Source organism: Microbacterium terrisoli, assembly GCF_030866805.1.
Lineage (GTDB): Bacteria > Actinomycetota > Actinomycetes > Actinomycetales > Microbacteriaceae > Microbacterium > Microbacterium terrisoli.
Genome location: NZ_CP133019.1, coordinates 2,190,742 through 2,210,751, shown reverse-complemented (window position 1 = coordinate 2,210,751; position 20,010 = coordinate 2,190,742). Strand labels below are relative to the sequence as shown.

Genomic DNA, 20,010 nt, shown 5'->3' with positions numbered 1-20,010 from the left:
CTGAGAGCACACTCAGCCACGAAAGGCGATCACGCCTGCCCGCATGATCGTCGCCTTATTGGGAGTCGCATGTTCGAGAAGATCCTGGTTGCCAACCGCGGTGAAATCGCAATTCGCGCGTTCCGAGCCGCATACGAACTGGGTGCTCGCACCGTCGCCGTCTTCCCCTACGAGGATCGACATTCACTGCACAGGCTGAAGGCCGACGAGGCCTACCAGATCGGCGAGCAGGGGCATCCCGTACGCGCATACCTCGACGTCGACGAGATCGTCCGCGTCGCGCTCCAGGCCGGGGCCGACGCCATCTACCCGGGCTACGGGTTCTTGTCGGAGAACCCCGAGCTGGCCGAGAAGGCGGCAGCCAACGGCGTCGCGTTCATCGGACCGCCCGCCGCGGTGCTCGAGATGGCCGGCAACAAGGTCGAGGCCAAGCACCACGCGATCGAGGCGGGCGTGCCGGTGCTGCGCTCGACCGAGGCATCCGACGACATCGACGCGCTGGTCGCACAATCCGACGAGATCGGGTTCCCGCTGTTCGCGAAGGCCGTCGCCGGCGGCGGCGGACGCGGGATGCGGCGGGTCGCGTCGAAGGGCGAACTCGCGCAGGCACTGGCAGAGGCGATGCACGAGGCCGGCAGCGCGTTCGGCGACCCGCGCATGTTCCTCGAGCAGGCGGTCCTGCGCCCGCGTCACATCGAAGTGCAGGTTCTGGCCGACGCGCACGGCGAGACAGTGCACCTGTTCGAACGCGACTGCTCGATGCAGCGCCGCCACCAGAAGGTCGTCGAGATCGCACCCGCGCCGAACCTCGACGACGAGATCCGCCGCAGCCTGCACCGGCACGCCATCGCATTCGCACGCTCGATCGGCTATCAGAACGCGGGCACCGTCGAGTTCCTGCTCGAGACCGAGGGGGAGCGCACCGGCGAGGTCGTCTTCATCGAGATGAACCCGCGCATCCAGGTCGAGCACACGGTGACCGAAGAGGTCACCGACGTCGACCTCGTCCAGGCGCAGATGCGCATCGCCGCCGGCGAGACGCTCGCCGATCTCGGCCTGCGGCAGGACGAGATCCGGCTGCGCGGGTCGGCCGTGCAGTGCCGCATCACCACCGAGGATCCGTCGCAGAACTTCCGCCCCGACACCGGCAAGATCACCACCTACCGGTCGCCGGGCGGCGCCGGCATCCGCCTCGACGGCGGGACGACCGCGGCCGGGTCCCAGATCAGCCCGCACTTCGACTCGATGCTCGCGAAGCTGATCTGCCGCGGCCGCGATTTTCCCGCCGCCGTCAAGCGCGCACGACGCGCTCTGGCCGAGTTCCGCATCCGCGGTGTGGCCACCAACATCCCGTTCCTGCAGGCGGTCTTCGACGACCCCGAGTTCCTCGCAGGCGACGTCTCGACGCTGTTCATCGAGTCCCGTCCCGAGCTGCTGCGCGGCCGCGTCTCGAAGGACCGCGGCAGCAAGATCCTCACCTGGCTCGCCGACACGACCGTCAACCGGCCGCACGGGCCGAACCCGGTGACCGTCGACCCCGTGGCCAAGCTGCCCGCCGTCGACCTCACGGTGCCGGCCCCCGAGGGTTCGCGTCAGCGTCTGCTGCGGCTGGGGCCGACAGGCTTCGCCGCTGAGCTGCGCGGCCGGCAGGCGCTGGCGGTCACCGATACGACCTTCCGCGACGCGCACCAGTCTCTGCTGGCCACCCGGGTGCGCACCAAGGACCTCGCCGCCGTCGCCCCGTACGTGGCACGCCTGACCCCGCAGCTGCTGTCGGTCGAAGCGTGGGGCGGGGCCACCTACGACGTCGCGCTGCGGTTCCTGGGCGAAGACCCGTGGGAGCGCCTGGACGCTCTGCGCACCGCCATGCCGAACATCGCGATCCAGATGCTGCTGCGCGGTCGCAACACGGTCGGGTACACGCCCTATCCGACGCAGGTCACCGACGCGTTCGTGCGCGAGGCCGCGGCATCCGGAATCGACATCTTCCGCATCTTCGACGCCCTCAACGACGTCGCCCAGATGCGCCCCGCCATCGATGCGGTCCTGTCCACCGACACCGCCGTGGCCGAGGTCGCCGTCTGCTACACCGGCGACCTGCTCAACCCCGCCGAGGACCTCTACACGCTGGACTACTACCTGCGCCTGGCGGAGCAGATCGTTCAGGCCGGCGCGCACATCCTGGCGATCAAAGACATGGCGGGCCTGCTGCGGCCGGGCGCCGCAGCGAAGCTCGTCGCGGCGCTGCGCGACCGGTTCGACCTGCCTGTCCACGTGCACACGCACGACACCGCAGGCGGGCAGCTGGGCACGCTGCTGGCGGCGAGTGCGGCCGGCGCCGATGCGGTGGATGCCGCGGCCGCTCCGATGTCGGGAACGACGAGCCAGCCCTCCCTGTCGGCACTGATCGCGGCCCTGGCGCACACCGATCGCGACACCGGCATCGACCTGTCGGCCGTGACCGATCTGGAGCCGTACTGGGAGGCGGTGCGCCACCTGTACGGGCCGTTCGAGTCGGGACTGCCCGGCCCCACAGGGCGCGTGTATCACCACGAGATCCCCGGTGGGCAGCTGTCGAACCTGCGCCAGCAGGCCATCGCGCTGGGCCTGTCGGAGGACTTCGAGCTCATCGAGGACATGTACGCCGCGGCCGACGCGATCCTCGGACGGGTGCCCAAGGTCACTCCGTCCTCGAAGGTGGTCGGCGATCTGGCGCTGCACCTGGCCGCCGTCAAGGCGGACCCGGCGGACTTCGCCGAGAACCCCGAACACTATGACGTGCCCGACTCGGTCGTCGCGTTCATGGCGGGGGAGCTCGGGGACCTTCCCGGCGGATGGCCCGAGCCGTTCCGCACCAAGGTGCTCGCCGGTCGCGACATCAAGCACGGTGTGACGCCGCTCACCGACGATCAGGCGGCGGCGCTGGATGCCGACTCCTCGACCCGGCGCGAGATGCTCAACGAGCTGCTGTTCCCCGCGCCGACCCACTCGTTCCGCCAGCTGCGGGAGCAGTACGGCGACCTGAGCGTGCTCGAGACAGCCGACTACCTCTATGGCCTGGTCCCCGGCGTCGAGCACGTCGTCGACCTCGAACGCGGCGTGCAGCTGTACGTCGGGCTCGAGGCCATCGGCGAGGCCGACGAGAAGGGCATGCGCTCGGTCATGACGACTCTGAACGGCCAGCTGCGGCCCGTGTTCGTGCGTGACCGCAGCATCGACGTCGAAGCGCGGCAGGCCGAGAAGGCCGACGCTTCGCGGCCGGGACAGGTCGCGGCTCCCTTCTCGGGTGCCGTGACCGTCAAGGTCGCCGAAGGCGATGTCGTCGAGGCCGGACAGCCAGTCGCCTCGATCGAGGCGATGAAGATGGAAGCGGCCATCACCGCACCGGTGGGAGGCGTGATCGAACGCGTGGTTCTGGACGGCACTTCTCAGGTCGAAGCAGGGGATCTTTTGGTCGTCATCCACCCGCGGCAGTAGCCTGGAGGGCGGGCTAACCGGCCCCGACGCTTCTTGGAGACAACCCGCTGTGACGCCCGATCACCCCGACCATACCCCTGACGAGTCCACCGAACTCGGGATCCTTCCCGAGGTGACGCGAGCCGACACCGGCATCCTCGGCATCCTCGGCACCACGACGACGGCCACGGCACAGGTGAGTGTCGCTCTGCCGACGGTCGACGAGGACGAGCTCTCCGACGACGACGTCGTCGGAGACGAGGTCTCGTTCGACGACGGCGGCGAGAGTGTGACGTACGATGATGGACCGGTCGCGCCGGTGCGTGCGATGGACGTGGATGCCGCCGCCGACGATGCTGTCGCGGACGAAGGTGATGGCGCGGTCGAGGGTGATGACGCGGTCGAGGTCGTTGAAGCGGACGGCGCGGTCGATGGTCCGGAAGCGGTCGACGTGGACGAGGCCGACGAGGCTGCTCAGGTCGATCAGGCCGATGAGGTCGATGAGGTCCACGTGGTCGACGATGCTGACGTGGTCGAGGTGGATGCCGCGGCCGGCTCGGACGCGGATGACGCGGCCGGTGGCCCTGTCGACGCCAACTCCGACGCGGATGATGCGGATGTGGTCGACGTCGAGCTCGACGAGGTCGACGTGAACGAGGACGACGACGTGGTTGACGCGGATGTGGTCGACGATGAAGTCGACGGGGACGACGACGGGGCTCGTGCGGCCCGAGCCGACGACCTCGACGATGACCTTGATGTGATCGAGGTCGAGGCGGCCGAGGACTGCACGGCCGGCGCCGACGCCGACGAAGTTGCTGACGCTGACGCCGACGAGACCGTCGTGGACGTTGCTGGCGCTGATGCCGATGTCACCGAGGTGGCAGACGCGGATGTTGTCGGGGCCGACGAGGCCGAGAGGGAAGCCGCTGATCACGCCGACATCAGAGGCGACGTCGTCCGGACCGACGGCCTCGGCGACACAGCCGCGGTCGACGAAGCAGGCGCCGCAGACGCCGGAGGCGACGCCGCGGACCTCGTCGACGATTCGGACGACGACTGGCATGCCGGCGACGAGCCGTTCGACCGCGCGGCGTTCGCAGCCCTCATCGACAACACGATCGCACGGTATGCGCATCCTGAGACGGTTGAGCCGGCTCCGGATGCGCCGGCCGCAGACACGACCGATGCGCAAGCGCCCGCCGGTGACGTGGAGGCCGCGACTGGTGACACTGATGACATCCCCGCCGAGGCGGGCGGCGCCGACGAGGCGGACGATGCGCGCGATACGGTAGCGGTGGCCACGGCGGCACCGAACATCGGCGTCGCATATCCGACCGTCGTCGACGCCGAACCGGTTGACGCCGAACCGATCGAAACCGAGCCTGCCGCAGGCGCGCTGGAGGAGGCATCCGTGAATGAAAATCCCGCCGGGCGTGGCCACGACGTGGAGCGCGTGCAGACTCACCGTCCCGAGGTCAGCCTGACATCGAAGCGGCTTGATCAGTTCGACTCCGGCAAAGAGACCTCTGACCTGCTCACCGCCGACCGCCTGCTCGAACGCGGCAAGATCGCCGGTGGCGAGCCCGAAGGCACCTGGCAGCACTTCGTGTATTCGCTCTCGGGCGGGCGCATAAACCTGGGCGACGGCAAGCGTGCACGCGAACGCAAAGAGCTCACCACCCGGATCGCGGCGCCTCTGAGCGGCGGAGCGCGGTTCGTGCCGGTGCTCTCGCGCAAGGGCGGCGTCGGCAAGACGACGATCACGACCCTGCTCGGCATGGCCTTGGCCGATGCGCGTGATGACCGCGTGATCGCGATCGACGCGAACCCCGACCGGGGCACTCTCGCCGAACGGATCGCGCGCCCGAGCGGCAAGACGGTGCGCGACCTCGCGCGCATGCAGGGGGCCGTCGCCGGCTACAACGACATCTCGTCGATCGTCGCGCGCGATCAGACGCGCTTGGACGTCCTGGCATCCGATGCCGACCCGCGTGTCTCCGAGGCGTTCAGCGACGTCGATTATCAGGATGTCGCGGGCCTGGCCGCTCACTACTACTCGATCGTGCTCACCGACACCGGCACCGGCATCGTGCACTCGGTCATGGGCGCGACGCTGAACAGCGCCGACCAGCTCGTGGTCGTGTCGGGACTGAGCATCGACGAGGCACGGCTGGCGTCCGAGACCCTGACCTGGTTGGAGACCAACGGCTTCGCCGGGCTGGTGCGCAGTGCCGTCGTGGTGCTGAACAACTCCCGCCCGGGCACCCCGCTCGTGCGCGAAGACGAGCTCGAAGCGCACTTCACCACACGCGTACGCACGGTGGTGCGCATGCCGTATGACCCGCTGATCGGCACGGGCAGCGCCATCACGTTCCACGACCTGCAGCCTGCCACGCGTCAGGCGGCCCGGCGGCTCGCCGTCGCGGTCGTCGAGGGCCTGCGCGAGAACGCGACGGCAGCGGCCTGACCATGGCGGTGCGAGAGATCCGTCTGTTCGGCGACCCCGTTTTGCGTTCGACGGGCACCGAGGTGACCACGTTCGACGAGGGCACCCGCGCGCTTGCGCGCGACCTGGTCGACACCGTCGAGCTGCCCGGACGCGCGGGAGTCGCGGCATCCCAAATCGGTGTCGGCGTGCGCGCGTTCAGCTACAACGTCGACGGAGACATCGGCTGCGTGTTCAACCCCGTACTCGTCGAAGTGTCGGGGGAGCCGACGGCGATCGGTGAGGGATGCCTGTCGGTGCCCGGACTGTGGCACGAGGTCGTGCGGTACCCGCACGCGAAGGTCGAAGGCGTCGACGCCGACGGCAACCCGGTCACGATCGAGGGCGACGGCGTGCTCGCGCAGGCGCTGCAGCACGAGACCGACCATCTCGACGGCAAGCTGTACATCGACCGGCTCGACAAGGACACGCGTCGCGTCGCGATGCGTGAGATCCGCGAGTCCAGCTGGTTCTGACCCGGCTCCCTTCGTGTCGAAATCATGTGATTTCAACATGGGCACATCAAATTGACGTCGGAATGATGTGTGCTGGACGAGTACATATGATTTTGGCCGCGCGGCGGCGCCTCCTCCCCAACGGTGCCAACGCTGGCGATCGTCCACCGATCGCGTAGGGCGCCGGATCCTGACCTGATGGCCCGAGCAGGCTGTCGGTATGCGAACGGCGCACGACATCGGGACGATCCGCTCCGCCCTGCGATCGCGAGCCGGCCTCGTTGCCACCGGATGGACCGATCGGCAGATTCGAACCGCGGTGCGCCTCGAATCGGTGCGCCGCGTGCATCAGGGATGGTACGTGGCACAGGACTTCTGGGACGACCTCTACTGGGAGCAGCAGCACCTCGCGCACGTGGCCGCCGTGATGGAGGATGCCCGAGAAGAGCCCGGGCCGGTCGCCTGCCATGAGTCGGCCGCGGTCGTGCATGGATTGCCGCTCTTCGGCCGTCCACCCGATCGTGTTCACGTTCTCTGCAGCGACGGAGTCAGAGCTTCCAGCACCCGCGATGTCCTCCGGCATCGTGAGGCACACGACGCGGACGACATTGAAGAAGTCGACGGCATCCGCTGCACCACGCTGGCGCGTTCGGTTGTGGATGTCGCAAGGTCGGCCTCACTCGAGACGGCGGTGAGCTGCGCGGATGCGGCATTGCACAGTGTCGCGGCATCCTCGCCGTCACGGCTGTATGACGAGGATGCCGCGGAACAGCTCCGCGACCAGATGCGCGCAGTTCTCGGCCGCATGTCCGCGACACGCGGTGCCCGCAAGGCAGCGTGGGTTCTCGCGTTCGCCGACGGCCGAGCGCAACTCCCGGGCGAGAGCGTGAGCCGCTTGCGGCTGGTGCAGCTCGGTTTCGTCATTCGGGGGTTGCAGGTAGGAGTGCCGCGGCCCGACGGCGGGATGTATTACGTCGATATCGACACCGACGACTGGTGGTTCGAGTTCGACGGCAAGGCGAAGTACCTCGACGAATCGATGCGCAAGGGAGTGTCGATCGAGGAGACCGTGCTCGATGAGAAGAAGCGTGAGGACGTGATTCGCGCATCCAGCGGTCGACGGCTGATCCGCGCGACAGGCGAGCACATCGTGTCGATCCCGGCTTTCGCGGGCCGACTCGCGGCCTACGGCATCCACTCTCCGACCCGTCGTCCACGTCCTGAGGCCGGGCCGTCGTTCGGCTAGCTGCTGCGCTCGGCACGGGTCGGGCTCGCGTGCGGTCGAACGTCTTGCGAGGGTTGCGCGGGCTCAGCGTGTCGAACGGGTCGTGCGGGGGTTGAGCGTGTCGGGTGGGCGGCGCGTGTCGAGCGGGCCGGGCGTGTCGAGCGCGTCGGGCGGCCGGCGCGTGTCGAGCGGACGAACGCTGCGCGTGTCGCGCGTGTCGGGCGTGTCGCGCGTATCGAGCGTGCATGGGCCGCGGGTGCCGAACGCCTTGAGCGGGCAACGGCGGCGCGGACCGATCGTCCCGCAGTCGCGCTGAGGGCGGTCACCGCACCGCGGTCATGACCGACCGTGCGCTGCGCCGAACACCGGGGCCACCGGCGCACATGCGACCACGGCCGAAGCCAGCGGTACGGGCACGCGCACAAATGCGCACCGTGGCCGACCACGGAGACCACGAGCACACATGAAGACCACGGCCACACATGTGATCGACGTCAAACGCATGTGTGCCCGTTGAAATCACATGATTTCGACGAGACGCGCGACGCGCGGCCGGGCGGGCGGCTACTTCAGCGACACGCCCGTGGTCGCGGTGGCCGGCAGGTTGTAGATGTCGTCGATGGCCGCCGCGAAGTCCTTCAGGATCACGTTGCGCTTGATGCTGAGCTTCGGGGTGAGGTGGCCGCTGGCCTCGGTCCACTCCGTCGGCAGAATCGTGAACTTGCGGATCGACTCGGCCCGCGAGACCATCGCATTCGCCTCGTCGACTGCACGCTGCACCTCGGCGCGCACCTGCGGGTTGGCGGCGCATTCCTCCATCGACATGTCGGCGGGCAGGCCGTTGTTGGCCAGCCACGTCGGCAGCATCTCGTCATCGAGCGTCACCAGTGCCGCGATGAACGGACGCTTCTCGCCGACCACGACCACCTGACTGACCACCGGGTTGGCGCGGATCGGGTCTTCGAGCGTCGCGGGGGCGACGTTCTTGCCGCCCGCGGTGACGATGATCTCCTTCTTGCGGCCGGTGATCGTCAAGAATCCGTCGTCGTCGAACGAGCCCAGGTCGCCGGTGCGGAACCAGCCGTCGTCGAACGCGGCCGCCGTGGCCTCGGGGTTGCGCCAGTACTCGCGGAACACGTTGATCCCGCGCACCTGCACCTCGCCGTCTTCGGCGACGCGCACCCCGACGCCCGGCAGTGCCGGTCCCACGGTGCCGATCTTGGTCTTGGTCGCCAGGTTCACCGTGGCCGGCGCCGTGGTCTCGGTCAGGCCGTAGCCTTCGAGCACCGTCACGCCCAGGCTCGCGAAGAAGTGGCCGAGCCGCTCGCCCAGCGGCGCCGAGCCCGAGATCGCGTAGACGATGTTGCCGCCCATCGCCGTGCGCAGCGTGCTGTAGACGAGCCGGTCGAACACGCGGAACTTCACGCCGAGCCAGAACGGGATCTTCTGCCCGTTCTGCGTCAGTCGCGAGTGCTCGATCGCGGTGCGGGCGGCAGAGCGGAAGATCTTTCCCTTGCCGGCGGACTCGGCCTTCTGCTCGGCCGAGTTGTACACCTTCTCGAACACGCGCGGCACGGCCAGCAGGAACGTGGGCTTGAACGACCCGAGTGCCGGCAGCAGGTGCTTCGTGTCGGGCTGGTGACCTGTCTTCACTCCGGCGTGGATGTTGAGGATGCTGATGAACCGCGCGAACACGTGCGCGGTCGTGATGAACAGCAGAGTGGATGCGCCCGGAGTCTCCACGACCTCGCGCAGCGCTCGCGACGAGTTGCGGGCGAGTTCGACGAAGTTGCTGTGCGTGAGCACGCAGCCCTTCGGGCGTCCGGTGGTGCCCGCGGTGTAGATGAGCGTGGCGATGTCGTCGCCGTTGGCCAGCGACCGGCGCCGCTCGATCTCGTCGTCGGCAACCGACGCGCCTTCGGACCGCAACGTGTCGAGGACTCCCTCGTGCATGTTCCAGGTCGTACGCACAAGCGGCAGGTCCTTCTGCGCCTCGGCAAGGCGGGCGGAGTGCTCGGGCAGCTCGGCGATGCACGCGATCGCGCCCGAGTCCGCGAGGTTCCACTGGATCTGTGCCGCCGAACTCGTCTCATAGATGGGAACCATGACGGCTCCGGCATAGAAGAGCGCGAAGTCGACGAGGGTCCAGTCATACGTCGTGCGCGCGATCAAGCCGACCTTGTCACCGGGTTGGATGCCGCCGGCGACGAACCCTTTGGCCAGGGCGACCACCTGCGCACGGAATGCGGAGGCCGAGACATCCCGCCATCCGTCTCCCTCTGGAACCGAGAACAGCGCGAGGTCAGGCGTGGCCGCGACCCGGTCCTCGAGCAGATCTGTGATGTTGGCCTGCGGGTCGGCGGGCACGATGGCTGGAACGTCATATGTGACAGTGGGCATTCCGGCATCTCCTTCGGTACCGTTACGGGTTGCTGTGCTTCGAGTCTAACCTGCGCACGGGGCCACGCTCCTGACATTCAGTCTCACTTATTGCGACACTCGATCTCGCCCTTCGGCATGCCGCGGGCCGGCGCATGCGCGCTGGGTAGACTTTTGCACGCACAGGCACGGCACACGCACGGCACGGGAGGGAGGCGAGCGATGTTCTACTGGCTGATGAAGTATGTGGTGATCGGGCCGATCCTGAAGGCGATCTTCCGTCCGTGGATCGTGGGACGTCGCAAGATCCCCAAGACGGGGGCCGCGATCCTCGCGAGCAACCACCTGTCGTTCGCCGACTCGATCTTCCTGCCGCTGCTGATCGACCGCCCTGTCGCATTCCTCGCCAAGAGCGACTACTTCACCGGCCAGGGCATCCGCGGCTGGGCCACGCGCGTGTTCATGAAGGCGACCGGGCAGCTGCCCATCGACCGGTCCGGCGGCAAGGCGTCCGAGGCATCGCTGAATACCGGACTTCAGGTGCTGGGGCGCGGCGAGCTGCTGGGCATCTACCCCGAAGGCACCCGCAGTCCCGATGGCAGGCTCTACCGAGGACGCACCGGCATCGCCCGCATGGCGCTGGAGGCCAAGGTCCCCGTCGTCCCGGTCGTGATGGTCGACACCGACACGATGATGCCGATCGGCCGGCGCCTGCCGCACATCGTGCGGGTGGGCGTGGTCATCGGCGAGCCGCTGGACTTCAGCCGCTACGCGGGCATGGAGAACGACCGCTACATCCTGCGCTCGGTCGTCGACGAGATCATGGTCGCGCTGCAGCGGCTCGGTCAGCAGCAGTACGACGACGTCTACGCCTCGACGGTCAAGGATCGCCTTCCGTCATCAGCGAAGGCGTGATATCGCGCGGCCGGTAGACTTGCCGGATGCTGCAGCACCTGGATGGCCTGGACCACTGGCGGACACTTCCCATCAAGCAGCAGCCCGCCTGGACAGACCCCGAAGCCGTGGCTGAGGCATCCGCTGAAATAGCGTCGATGCCCCCGCTCGTCTTCGCCGGCGAAGTGGATGCGCTGCGCATGAAACTCGGCCGCGCAGCGGCGGGACAGGCCTTCCTGCTGCAGGGCGGCGACTGCGCCGAGACGTTCGCGGGGGCCACGGCCGACAAGATCCGCAACCGCATCAAGACGGTGCTGCAGATGGCGGTCGTGCTCACCTACGGCGCTTCGCTGCCGGTGATCAAGATGGGCCGCATGGCGGGGCAGTTCGCCAAGCCGCGCTCCAGCGAGACCGAGACCCGCGGCGACGTCACGCTGCCGGCCTACCGCGGCGACATCGTCAACGGCTACGACTTCACCGAGGGCTCACGCGTGCCCGACCCGCAGCGGCTGCTGCGCGGCTACCACGCGGCATCGGCGACGCTGAACCTCATCCGCGCGTTCACCCAGGGCGGCTTCGCCGACCTGCGCGAAGTGCACAGCTGGAACCAGGGCTTCGCCAAGAACCCGGCCAACCAGCGCTATGAGGGCCTGGCCGCCGAGATCGACCGTGCGATCAAGTTCATGGAGGCAGCCGGCGCCGACTTCGACGAGCTGCGCCGCGTCGAGTTCTACACGGGCCATGAGGGCCTGCTGATGGACTACGAGCGGCCGATGACGCGCATCGACTCGCGTACCGACCTGCCCTACAACACGTCGGCGCACTTCCTGTGGATCGGTGAGCGCACGCGCGACCTCGACGGCGCGCACGTGGACTACTTCTCGCGCATCCGCAACCCGATCGGCGTGAAGCTCGGGCCCTCCACCACGCCCGACACGGCGCTGGCGCTGATCGACAAGCTCGATCCCGAGCGCGAGCCCGGTCGACTCACCTTCATCACGCGGATGGGTGCAGGCAAGATCCGCGACGCGCTGCCGCCGCTGCTGGAAGCAGTGAAGGATGCCGGTGCCACGCCCCTCTGGGTCACCGACCCCATGCACGGCAACGGCATCACCACACCCACCGGGTACAAGACGCGCCGTTTCGACGACGTCGTCGACGAGGTGCGCGGGTTCTTCGACGCGCACCGCGAGGTCGGCACGTTCCCCGGCGGCATCCACATCGAGCTCACCGGCGATGACGTCACCGAGTGCCTCGGCGGGTCGGAGCAGATCGACGAGGGCACCCTGGCGACGCGGTACGAGTCGCTGTGCGACCCGCGCCTGAACCACATGCAGAGTCTGGAACTGGCGTTCCTGGTCGCCGAGGAGCTTGAGCGGCTCTGATCCGCGTGGTGTGGGCCGCTCGGCTCGGCCTGGGCTGCTCGCCGAGCCCTCACCGGGGGTCGCTCCCGTCCAGGGCGCGGGCGATGCTACTGGGTGCCGGTGATCTGCAGATAGACGGACGTGCCCTTCGGGCGCATCTGGCCGGCTGCGGGGTCCGTCCCGGTCACCTGGGTGAGCCCGTTGGGGAAGAGCTTCCAGATCGGAGCGTAATCGACCGTGAAGCCCTGGCTCTCGAGGGTCCGGGCCGCCTGGTCGCGGGTCTTGCCGCTGACATCCGGGATCGGAAACGGCTGCGGCCCCTTCGAGACCACGAGCGTCACGGTATCGCCGGGGCGCCAGTCGCCGCCGCCGGGACGCGGGCCGACGCTGATCACATCGCCCTTGGTGACGGAGTCGCTGAAGTCTTCCGTGGTCTTGACCTTCAGGCCGAGGTCGGTCAGCGTCGAGGTCGCATCTGTCGCTGAGGTGCCGACCACGTCGGGCAGCGGGCCCTTCGACACCGACAGGGTCGCCGCGCCGCCCTCGTAGACAACGCACCCCTTCGTGCAGTCGACGGCCTTGTCGCTGCCACGGGCGGTGAAGGATGCCGCGATCACGGCTCCGTCCTTCGCATCGGTGAAGAAGTACGCGGCATCGCCGACGGCGACCTTCGCCCTGCTGAATTGGTCGCGTGCGTCCTTCTCGTCCATGCCGGCCAGGGCCGGGATGTCGTGCGGCGCAGGCCCGTTCGACACCACGATCGTCACCGTCGTGTGTTTGTCGACACGGTCCCCGGCCGCGGGAGTCGTGTCGATGACCGTGCCCTTGGCGACGTCGAGGTCGTAGGCGTCCTTGTGGGCCGGTGTGAGGTTCGCGGTGGTGATGGCCTGCTCCGCCTGGCCAAGCGTCTTGCCGGCGACCTGTGGCACGGCGATCAGCGAACCGGGTCCCGAGCCGAACCACCAGCCGGTGCCCCCCGCCAGGGCCGCGAGCAGAACCACCAGCACGAGCAGCCACGCGCCGCGGGTGCGCCGCCGCTTGGCGCGGTTGCGCAGACGCGTCGCGTTGTCGTCGCCCTCTGTCGGCACGGTGGGCACGCTCACGGCCGTGGGCAGCACTTTGGTCAGCTCGCCGGTGTCCAGTCGCTCCGTGACGCCCAGGGTGCCGGCGACGGCCAGAGTGCGCTGCACCTGCGGCGCGATGCCCAGCTGCTGCTCGATCTCGCGCATGCGGTCGAGCATCTCGGTGGCGTCGGCGGGGCGCTCGGCGGGCTCTTTCTCGGTGGACCACAGAACGAGCTCGTCGAGCTGCTCGGGAACGCCGGGGTTCTTCATGCTGGGGCGCGGCACAGAGTCGGTCGCGTGCTGGAAGGCGATTTGCATGGGCTGCTCGCCCTTGTAGGGCTGTTCGCCGGTGAGCATCTCGTACAGCATGATCCCGAGGGCGTAGATGTCGCTGCGGGCATCGGCGGTGCCGCGGGTGACCAGCTCGGGCGCGATGTAGGCGATCGTCCCGAGCAGCAGCTGCCCACTGGACGTGTTCGCCGTGGTCGCCCGGGCCAGGCCGAAATCGCCGATCTTGATGCGGCCGTCTTCGGCCAGCAGCACATTCTCGGGCTTGACGTCGCGGTGGACGATGCCGGCACGGTGGGCCGCGGCCAGCCCCGACAGCACGGCATCCATGATCGTCACCGTCTGCGCGACGCTCAGTCGCTTCTGCTCGCGCAGCAGCTCGCGCAGGGTGATCCCCGGCAGGTACTCCATGACCAGGTAGGCCATGTCGCCTTCCTGCCCCTGGTCGAACACGTTGACCACGTGCGGGTCGGCCAGGCGGGCGGCGGCGCGCGCCTCTTGGATGAAGCGGCTCTGGAAGATCACGTCATCGCTGAGATGGCTGTGCATGACCTTCAGGGCCACGCGGCGCTCGAGCCGAAGGTCGGTGGCCACATAGACGGTGGCCATGCCGCCACGGGCGATGCGAGCGCGCACACGATAGCGGCCGTCGACAAGACGCCCGATGAGGGGGTCTGCCTGCGCGCTCGTGCTCACGCTGCGAGTCTACGGAGGATTGGCCGCGAGCCAGGGCAGCGGCGCACCCCTCCGGGCCGCCGGCCGCGGTGATGCGATGCGCTCATCCGATGGCGGCGAGCCACGCGTAGGCAGGCTTCTCCCACTGGGCATACGCCCGCGGATAAGCCGAGATCTGCACGGCCTGCGCCGCGTCGGCGAAGTCCATCTTCTGCCAGCCGGCGATGTCCAGAAGCCCGCGGGTGCGCCCGGCGTTCGGGTTGCCCCGCCCGCCGAAGAACGCGCGCACGGCGCGGTCGGCGTCGCGGGTCTGCGCGGCCGTTCCCCACCCGGCGCTCGGCCGCTGCTGGAACAGTCCCAGCGAATCGCGGTCGCCGTAGTCGAGGTTGCGCAGTCCGGATTCCTGCATCGCAGTGCCCAGGGCGATCGCCAGCCCCCTGTTCGGCACGCCGAGCTGACGGCCGATCCGTACGATCAGGCGCGCATTGGCGGCCTGTTCGTTCGACAGGCCGGGCAGGCCGCTGGTGGGGATGCGCACGCGCTGACCCGGGTAGATGATCGAGTTCCAGTCCATGCCGTTCGCGTGCAGCAGCGCCGTCACGCTCACCCCGTGGGCGGCGGCGACGGCCGACATCGTGTCGCCGGCGCGCACCGTGTAGGCGCTGCCGGCGGAAGCCGGGGACGTGTCGGGGCGGGGCGCGGGCTTGACCGTTGGCTTGACCGTGGCCTTCGTCGCCGCGGGGGCGCCGGCTTTGGCCGGGATCACGAGCTTCTGGCCGGGGAAGATCACCGACGACCAGCGCAGGTGGTTGGCGTTGAGCAGTGTCTGCGTGCTCTGCCCATGCCGGCGGGCGATGGCACTGATGGTGTCGCCGGAGCGCACCGTATAGGTCGCGCCGGCGGCAGGTCGCATGGCGCTCTTCTTGTGAGGGGATGCCGCGGCCGCCCGCTTCGTGGGTGTCGCGGCCTTGGTGCTTGCCGGCGGCGTGAGCCGCAGGACCTGCCCAGGATGGATCACGGCAGACCTCCCCAGTCTGTTCCACGCCAGCACATCGGCCGTGCGCAGCCGATACCGCACGGCGATCGCCCACACCGTGTCACCACGCACGACGCGGTGCGTGGCGGGCGTGCGTCGCGCCGGCACCGCAGCGATCGTCGCCGGAGCGACGGCGGGTGAGATCGTCGGCATGATCCCGGTCTGCGGCGCCATCGGCGCGCGTTCGACAGCGGTTGCGGCGTGTGCGGGCAGCGCTGTCAGAGACAGCGCCAGCGATCCGATCGCGGCCGGCACTGCCATGGCTGCATGCCGAATAGTGCGGTGATGCTGTGGCACGAGTTTCCCCCCTCAGTGACCATGTCACCGTGTCACGGATGGCGATCAGTGTCAACAGGAGATGAAGACGTGGCTGATGTGACACCTGTGACAGCTGTGACGACAACCGGAGCGTCCGCGGCATGAGATAGTGGCCTGGTGAGCGCTGAGAACACGGCATCCACGTCCATCGACTGGTTGACACTGCCCGAGATCGCCGAATTGCTGGACGAGAGCATCGGGCGCGTGCATCGCATGCTCGACGATCGCCAGTTCGCCGCATCGCGGCGTGACGGTGCGGCCAAGGTGCCGGCGGCGTTCTTCATCGAAGACCGCCCGCTGCCGTCGCTGCGCGGCACGCTGTTCGCCCTGCACGACGCGGGCTTGGACGACGACGAATCGATCGATTGGCTGTTCAGCCCCGAAGAGACGATCGGTCAGCGTCCGATCGACGCGCTGCTGCAGGGGCGCAAGAGCGAAGTGCGTCGCGTGGCGCGCACCCTGGCCTGACCCGCCCGGTCAGGCCGAACGCACCACCGCATCGCGGGCCAGATCGCGCAGCTGCGCGACGGCCGCATTTCCCAGGGGCGCCCCCCGCAGGGCGCGGTCGGCGTCGGCGGCGTACTCGCTGATGAGCGTCTCGACACGTTCGAGGGCGCCGCTGTCTTCGATCGTGCGGCGCAGCGCCGCCACCTGTGCGTCGTCGAGGTCGGGGTCTCCGACCAGTTCGTCCATGATCCGACGGGCCGTGGGTGCCAGCGCCTCGCGCGCGTACGCGATGAGCACTGTGCGCTTGCCTTCGCGCAGGTCGTCGCCGGCGGGCTTGCCGGTCACCTCGGTGTCGCCGAACACTCCCAGCACATCGTCGCGCAGCTGGAAGGCCAGCCCCACCGGGTGACCGAAGTCGGCCAGCGCCTTCAGCTGAGCGGCGTCGGCCCCGGCCAGGCGCGCTCCGATCAGCAGCGGCTGCTCGACGCTGTAGCGCGCGGACTTCAACGAGGCCACACGCAGTGCGCGATGGGCATGCTCGGAATCGTCGGCGTCGACATGCGCCGACTCCTCGGCGACGTCCAGGAACTGCCCGATCGTGACATCGCGGCGCATCGTGGCGTACTGCGCGCGGGTCGCGGCGGCGATCTCGGCGGGCTCGGCGAGGAGCGAGCGCTCCATCAGGTCGTCGCTGAGGGCGACCAGCAGGTCGCCGACGAGGATCCCCCCGGCACGGCCGAAGGCCGCGGCATCCCCGTCCCACGATGCGGTGCGGTGCAGGCTCTGCAGACGCCGGTGGGCGGCGGGGCGGCCGCGCCGCGTGTCGGAGTTGTCGATCAGATCGTCGTGCACGAGAGCGGCGGCGTGGAACACCTCCAGGGCGGCTCCGACGCCGATCACCGAGGCCGGGATGTCGGGCGTGCCGACGGAGGACATCTCGGCCACCGAGGCGAATCCTGTGAAGCAGAAGCGGGCGCGCAAGCGCTTTCCGCCGACCACTGCGTCGGCGGCGGCATCCATCAGCAACGTCGCCTCCGAGCCGAATTCTGCGATCGCGCGGCGCTGGCGTGTGAAGAAGTCATCCAGTTGCTGGGAAAGCGCCGCGATCGTACCGGGGGAGGATGCCACGGGCCTAGCCTAGTGAGCGAACCGACGGGTAGACTCGAAGCAAGAATTCCAGCCGAGGGGGATGCATGCCACTCTCCGAACAAGAGCAGCGCCTGCTCGATGAGATGGAACGCCATCTCATGAACAACGACGCCGATGTCGTGCGCGCTCCGAGCGATGGGCGCGCCCTGAGTTATCGCAATGTCGTGTACGGGGCTCTGCTCGTACTCGTCGGCCTCGGCGGCCTGATCGCCGGGGTCGCACTTCCGCAGATCGTCATCGGGGTCATCGGCTTCGTGCTGATGCTCGGCGGTGTCGTGCTCGCCGTCACTCCCAGCCGTCATCGTCTGCGCGGCGCGCGTGATCCGCGACCGGTCGAGACTGCCCGTCCGTCGTTCATGGACAAGATGAACGAGCGATGGGATCGCCGCGGGCACGACCAGCAGTAGGCCCGCCCCTCCAGCCTCCACCGCGCTCCACCACACCCACACCGACCTTCGGGTCGGTGTTTTTTTGTGCCCGAGTGACTCCCGCGCCCCGTCTGGGCGGGGATGCGGCGCTGTTCCGGCGCCGCTCTGACGCCGTGCCGTCGTCACTCGCGCCCGTACCGTGCCGCGTGCCAGGGAGCCGACGTGGAGGAAATGCCTTCCTAATGGTGGTGAAGTGGAGGGTAGTGGAGTAAAGTGGGGGAGAACCTCACGGGGGGCCGGACAAAGAGGGGGGGGGTGATCGGCGATGTTGCTCGGAACGCATACTCCGAAGCTCGACGACAAGGGCCGCGTCATCCTGCCCGCGAAGTTCCGTGAGGACCTCGGCGCCGGCATCGTGGTCACCCGCGGCCAGGAGCGCTGCCTCTACGTGTTCTCCACCGAGGAGTTCGAGCGCATCCACGAGCGCATCCGCGAAGCGCCGCTGACCAACAAGCAGGCCCGCGACTTCCTGCGCATGTTCCTGTCGGGCGCCAGCGCCGAGAAGCCCGACGGCCAGAACCGCATCACGATCCCGCCGCCGCTGCGCACCTACGCCGGCCTCGAGAAGGAGCTCGTCGTCACCGGCGTCGGAGCCCACGCCGAGATCTGGGATGCCGCGGCGTGGAACACCTACGCCGAGAACTACGAAGACGCCTACAGCGAGATGGAGCAGGAGGTGATTCCGGGGCTGTTCTGATCCCTGTCCGTGATGCCCAGCCGCTCACGCCCTGACACACTTCCCCGGTGCCAGGTCAGAGCGGATGGGGATCAGGGATCGGGATCAGATGCCAGGACACACCATGGACATCCGCGACATCCACACCCCCGTCATGCTCGAACGCTGCGTCGAGCTGCTCGCACCTGCCCTCGAGCGAGACGGCGCCGTCCTGGTCGATGCCACGCTCGGGATGGGCGGCCACTCCGAGGCGTTCCTGCAGCGCTTCGACCGCCTGCAGCTGGTCGGCTTGGATCGCGATCAGGATGCGCTGCGCATCGCGGGGGAGCGCCTGGCGCCGTTCGCCGACCGGGTGCGGCTGGTGCACACGGTGTACGACGGCATCGGCGACGCGATCGCCGGCGCCGGCCTGTCCGGTGTCGAAGGCATTCTGTTCGACCTGGGAGTCTCGTCCCTGCAGCTGGATGAGACCGCACGCGGCTTCGCCTATGCGCACGACGCGCCGCTGGACATGCGCATGGACCAGTCCGTCGGGCTCACCGCGGCCGACGTCGTGGCCACCTACGGCGAGGGCGACCTGCGGCGCATCTTCGAGCGCTACGGCGAAGAGAAGCTCGCCGGACGCTACGCCCGCGCGATCATCGCCGCACGAAAGACCGCGCCGATCGAGCGGTCGGGCCAGCTCGTGCAGATCCTGCAGGAGGCGACCCCCGCGGCCGTCCAGCGCGCAGGGCATCCCGCCAAGCGGGTGTTCCAGGCGCTGCGCATCGAAGTCAACGCGGAACTGTCCGCCCTCGAGCACGCCATCCCCGCCGCCCTGGCGGCACTGAACGTCGGCGGCCGCATCGTCGTGCTGTCGTACCAGTCCTTGGAAGATCGCCTCGTCAAGAGGGCGATCGCCCAGGCATCGGCATCCACCGCCCCCGCGGGACTGCCGGTCGAACTTCCCGAACACGCCCCCCGATTCCGCCCGCTGGTCAAAGGCGCAGAGCTGGCGACCGACGAAGAGCGCGCGCGCAACCCGCGTGCGACACCCGTGCGGTTGCGCGCCGCCGAACGCGTGCGCGCTGCTGTGAAGGAGGACGCATGAGCACCCAGACCGCGGCCGTCCGGCCGCTGAGCGCGCCCGGGCTCACGCCGCGCACCGACGCGCCGCGACGACTGCACGCCGTCGCAGCCCCGGCACCGCGTCGCAAGCCACGCCTGGTGTACGGGCTGGTCGCCGTGGTCGGGGCCCTCGCCATCGTCGGGGCGCAGATGGTGCTGTCGGTGATGACGACGCAGACCTCGTATCAGATGGCGCAGCTGACCACTCAGCAGCGTCAGCTGACCTGGCAGAAGCAGATCCTGGATGACGAGGTCACCGGACTCAGTTCGCCGCAGTACATCGCCGCCAACGCCGCGGCCCTCGGCATGGTCGTCAACGAGTCGCCGAGCTATCTGCGTCTGAGCGACGGCAAGATCGTCGGGGCGGGCAAGAAGGCGTCCTATCGTTCGTCGGTCGACCCGCTCGGGCGCGGAGCCGTGGCCAACCACCTCATCGCCGATACTCCGCTGGTGACCGATCCGCAGGCCACGATCGAGGGGAGCGGGCGGGGAACGGCGAGCAAGAACGTGACACCCGTGCCCGTGACCGACGGCTTGCCCACCGTGCGCACACACTGAGAC

16 protein-coding genes are annotated in these 20,010 nt (G+C 68.8%); 11 read left to right on the top strand and 5 right to left on the bottom strand.

The window, feature by feature from the left end; all coding sequences use genetic code 11:
• The first annotated feature begins 69 nt into the window (after positions 1–69).
• Positions 70–3,477 carry a pyruvate carboxylase gene (locus QU603_RS09815; RefSeq protein ID WP_308491209.1) on the top strand — a complete coding sequence of 1,136 codons (3,408 nt, stop codon included), beginning with the start codon at positions 70–72 and terminating at the stop codon, positions 3,475–3,477.
• 13 nt (positions 3,478–3,490) lie between these two features.
• Here the strand turns inward: QU603_RS09815 and QU603_RS09810 are convergent, their stop codons facing one another.
• Positions 3,491–4,900: a hypothetical protein gene (locus QU603_RS09810; protein WP_308491208.1), complete on the bottom strand. Its 1,410-nt coding sequence runs from the start codon at positions 4,898–4,900 to the stop codon at positions 3,491–3,493.
• Between QU603_RS09810 and QU603_RS09805 the strand changes: the two genes are divergently transcribed.
• The 3 genes from QU603_RS09805 to QU603_RS09795 all read left to right on the top strand — a co-directional run bounded on the left by QU603_RS09805 (position 4,871) and on the right by QU603_RS09795 (position 7,645).
• Positions 4,871–5,926 (top strand): MinD/ParA family ATP-binding protein, encoded by a 1,056-nt coding sequence (locus QU603_RS09805; protein WP_308491207.1) that lies wholly within the window; start codon positions 4,871–4,873, stop codon positions 5,924–5,926. The two genes, QU603_RS09810 and QU603_RS09805, sit on opposite strands and share 30 nt — an antisense overlap.
• A 2-nt stretch (positions 5,927–5,928) precedes the next feature.
• The gene (gene def / locus QU603_RS09800; RefSeq protein WP_308491206.1) at positions 5,929–6,420 is read left to right on the top strand and encodes a peptide deformylase; all 492 of its coding nucleotides are present in this window, start codon (positions 5,929–5,931) and stop codon (positions 6,418–6,420) included.
• 340 nt (positions 6,421–6,760) lie between these two features.
• Positions 6,761–7,645: a type IV toxin-antitoxin system AbiEi family antitoxin gene (locus QU603_RS09795; protein ID WP_308491205.1), complete on the top strand. Its 885-nt coding sequence runs from the start codon at positions 6,761–6,763 to the stop codon at positions 7,643–7,645.
• Positions 7,646–8,188: 543 nt separating this feature from the next.
• On the opposite strand, the gene QU603_RS09790 is transcribed toward QU603_RS09795, so the two are convergent.
• Positions 8,189–10,024, bottom strand: coding sequence for an AMP-dependent synthetase/ligase (locus QU603_RS09790; protein ID WP_308491204.1), 1,836 nt, complete (start codon positions 10,022–10,024; stop codon positions 8,189–8,191).
• Between the two features lie 201 nt (positions 10,025–10,225).
• On the opposite strand from QU603_RS09790, the gene QU603_RS09785 reads away from it, so the two are divergent.
• Both QU603_RS09785 and QU603_RS09780 read left to right on the top strand, forming a co-directional pair.
• A complete protein-coding gene (locus tag QU603_RS09785; RefSeq protein WP_308491203.1) occupies positions 10,226–10,918 on the top strand; it encodes a lysophospholipid acyltransferase family protein in 693 nt (230 codons plus the stop codon).
• A gap of 26 nt (positions 10,919–10,944) precedes the next feature.
• The gene (locus QU603_RS09780; RefSeq protein ID WP_308491202.1) at positions 10,945–12,282 is read left to right on the top strand and encodes a class II 3-deoxy-7-phosphoheptulonate synthase; all 1,338 of its coding nucleotides are present in this window, start codon (positions 10,945–10,947) and stop codon (positions 12,280–12,282) included.
• Positions 12,283–12,368: 86 nt separating this feature from the next.
• Here QU603_RS09780 and pknB read toward each other — a convergent pair whose 3' ends face one another.
• The gene (gene pknB / locus QU603_RS09775) at positions 12,369–14,309 is read right to left on the bottom strand and encodes a Stk1 family PASTA domain-containing Ser/Thr kinase (RefSeq protein WP_308491201.1); all 1,941 of its coding nucleotides are present in this window, start codon (positions 14,307–14,309) and stop codon (positions 12,369–12,371) included.
• A gap of 82 nt (positions 14,310–14,391) precedes the next feature.
• Complete coding sequence (locus QU603_RS09770) at positions 14,392–15,585, bottom strand: muramidase family protein (RefSeq protein ID WP_308491200.1); 1,194 nt, start codon at positions 15,583–15,585, stop codon at positions 14,392–14,394.
• 174 nt (positions 15,586–15,759) lie between these two features.
• Between QU603_RS09770 and QU603_RS09765 the strand changes: the two genes are divergently transcribed.
• Complete coding sequence (locus QU603_RS09765) at positions 15,760–16,110, top strand: Rv2175c family DNA-binding protein (protein ID WP_308491199.1); 351 nt, start codon at positions 15,760–15,762, stop codon at positions 16,108–16,110.
• A 9-nt stretch (positions 16,111–16,119) separates the two neighbouring features.
• Here the strand turns inward: QU603_RS09765 and QU603_RS09760 are convergent, their stop codons facing one another.
• A complete protein-coding gene (locus QU603_RS09760) occupies positions 16,120–17,217 on the bottom strand; it encodes a polyprenyl synthetase family protein (RefSeq protein WP_308491198.1) in 1,098 nt (365 codons plus the stop codon).
• Positions 17,218–17,282: 65 nt separating this feature from the next.
• Here QU603_RS09760 and QU603_RS09755 point away from each other — a divergent pair, with 65 nt between their 5' ends.
• The 4 genes from QU603_RS09755 to ftsL all read left to right on the top strand — a co-directional run bounded on the left by QU603_RS09755 (position 17,283) and on the right by ftsL (position 20,007).
• Positions 17,283–17,645, top strand: coding sequence for a DUF3040 domain-containing protein (locus tag QU603_RS09755; RefSeq protein ID WP_308491197.1), 363 nt, complete (start codon positions 17,283–17,285; stop codon positions 17,643–17,645).
• Between the two features lie 286 nt (positions 17,646–17,931).
• A complete protein-coding gene (gene mraZ, locus QU603_RS09750; protein WP_308491196.1) occupies positions 17,932–18,363 on the top strand; it encodes a division/cell wall cluster transcriptional repressor MraZ in 432 nt (143 codons plus the stop codon).
• Positions 18,364–18,466: 103 nt separating this feature from the next.
• Positions 18,467–19,432, top strand: coding sequence for a 16S rRNA (cytosine(1402)-N(4))-methyltransferase RsmH (rsmH, locus tag QU603_RS09745; RefSeq protein ID WP_308493993.1), 966 nt, complete (start codon positions 18,467–18,469; stop codon positions 19,430–19,432).
• Entirely contained in the window at positions 19,429–20,007 is a 579-nt protein-coding gene (gene ftsL, locus QU603_RS09740) for a cell division protein FtsL (protein WP_308491195.1), read from the top strand. Before rsmH ends, ftsL begins: the two co-directional genes overlap by 4 nt.
• Positions 20,008–20,010 lie beyond the last annotated feature (3 nt).

Excerpts from the sequence above, each read along its gene's own strand:
- def (WP_308491206.1), top strand. The coding sequence starts at position 5,929 with ATGGCGGTGCGAGAGATCCGTCTGTTCGGCGACCCCGTTTTGCGTTCG.
- QU603_RS09790 (WP_308491204.1), bottom strand. The coding sequence starts at position 10,024 with ATGCCCACTGTCACATATGACGTTCCAGCCATCGTGCCCGCCGACCCG.
- QU603_RS09815 (WP_308491209.1), top strand. The coding sequence starts at position 70 with ATGTTCGAGAAGATCCTGGTTGCCAACCGCGGTGAAATCGCAATTCGC.
- QU603_RS09770 (WP_308491200.1), bottom strand. The coding sequence starts at position 15,585 with ATGGCAGTGCCGGCCGCGATCGGATCGCTGGCGCTGTCTCTGACAGCG.
- QU603_RS09785 (WP_308491203.1), top strand. The coding sequence starts at position 10,226 with ATGTTCTACTGGCTGATGAAGTATGTGGTGATCGGGCCGATCCTGAAG.
- ftsL (WP_308491195.1), top strand. The coding sequence starts at position 19,429 with ATGAGCACCCAGACCGCGGCCGTCCGGCCGCTGAGCGCGCCCGGGCTC.
- QU603_RS09755 (WP_308491197.1), top strand. The coding sequence starts at position 17,283 with ATGCCACTCTCCGAACAAGAGCAGCGCCTGCTCGATGAGATGGAACGC.
- QU603_RS09780 (WP_308491202.1), top strand. The coding sequence starts at position 10,945 with ATGCTGCAGCACCTGGATGGCCTGGACCACTGGCGGACACTTCCCATC.
- rsmH (WP_308493993.1), top strand. The coding sequence starts at position 18,467 with ATGGACATCCGCGACATCCACACCCCCGTCATGCTCGAACGCTGCGTC.
- mraZ (WP_308491196.1), top strand. The coding sequence starts at position 17,932 with ATGTTGCTCGGAACGCATACTCCGAAGCTCGACGACAAGGGCCGCGTC.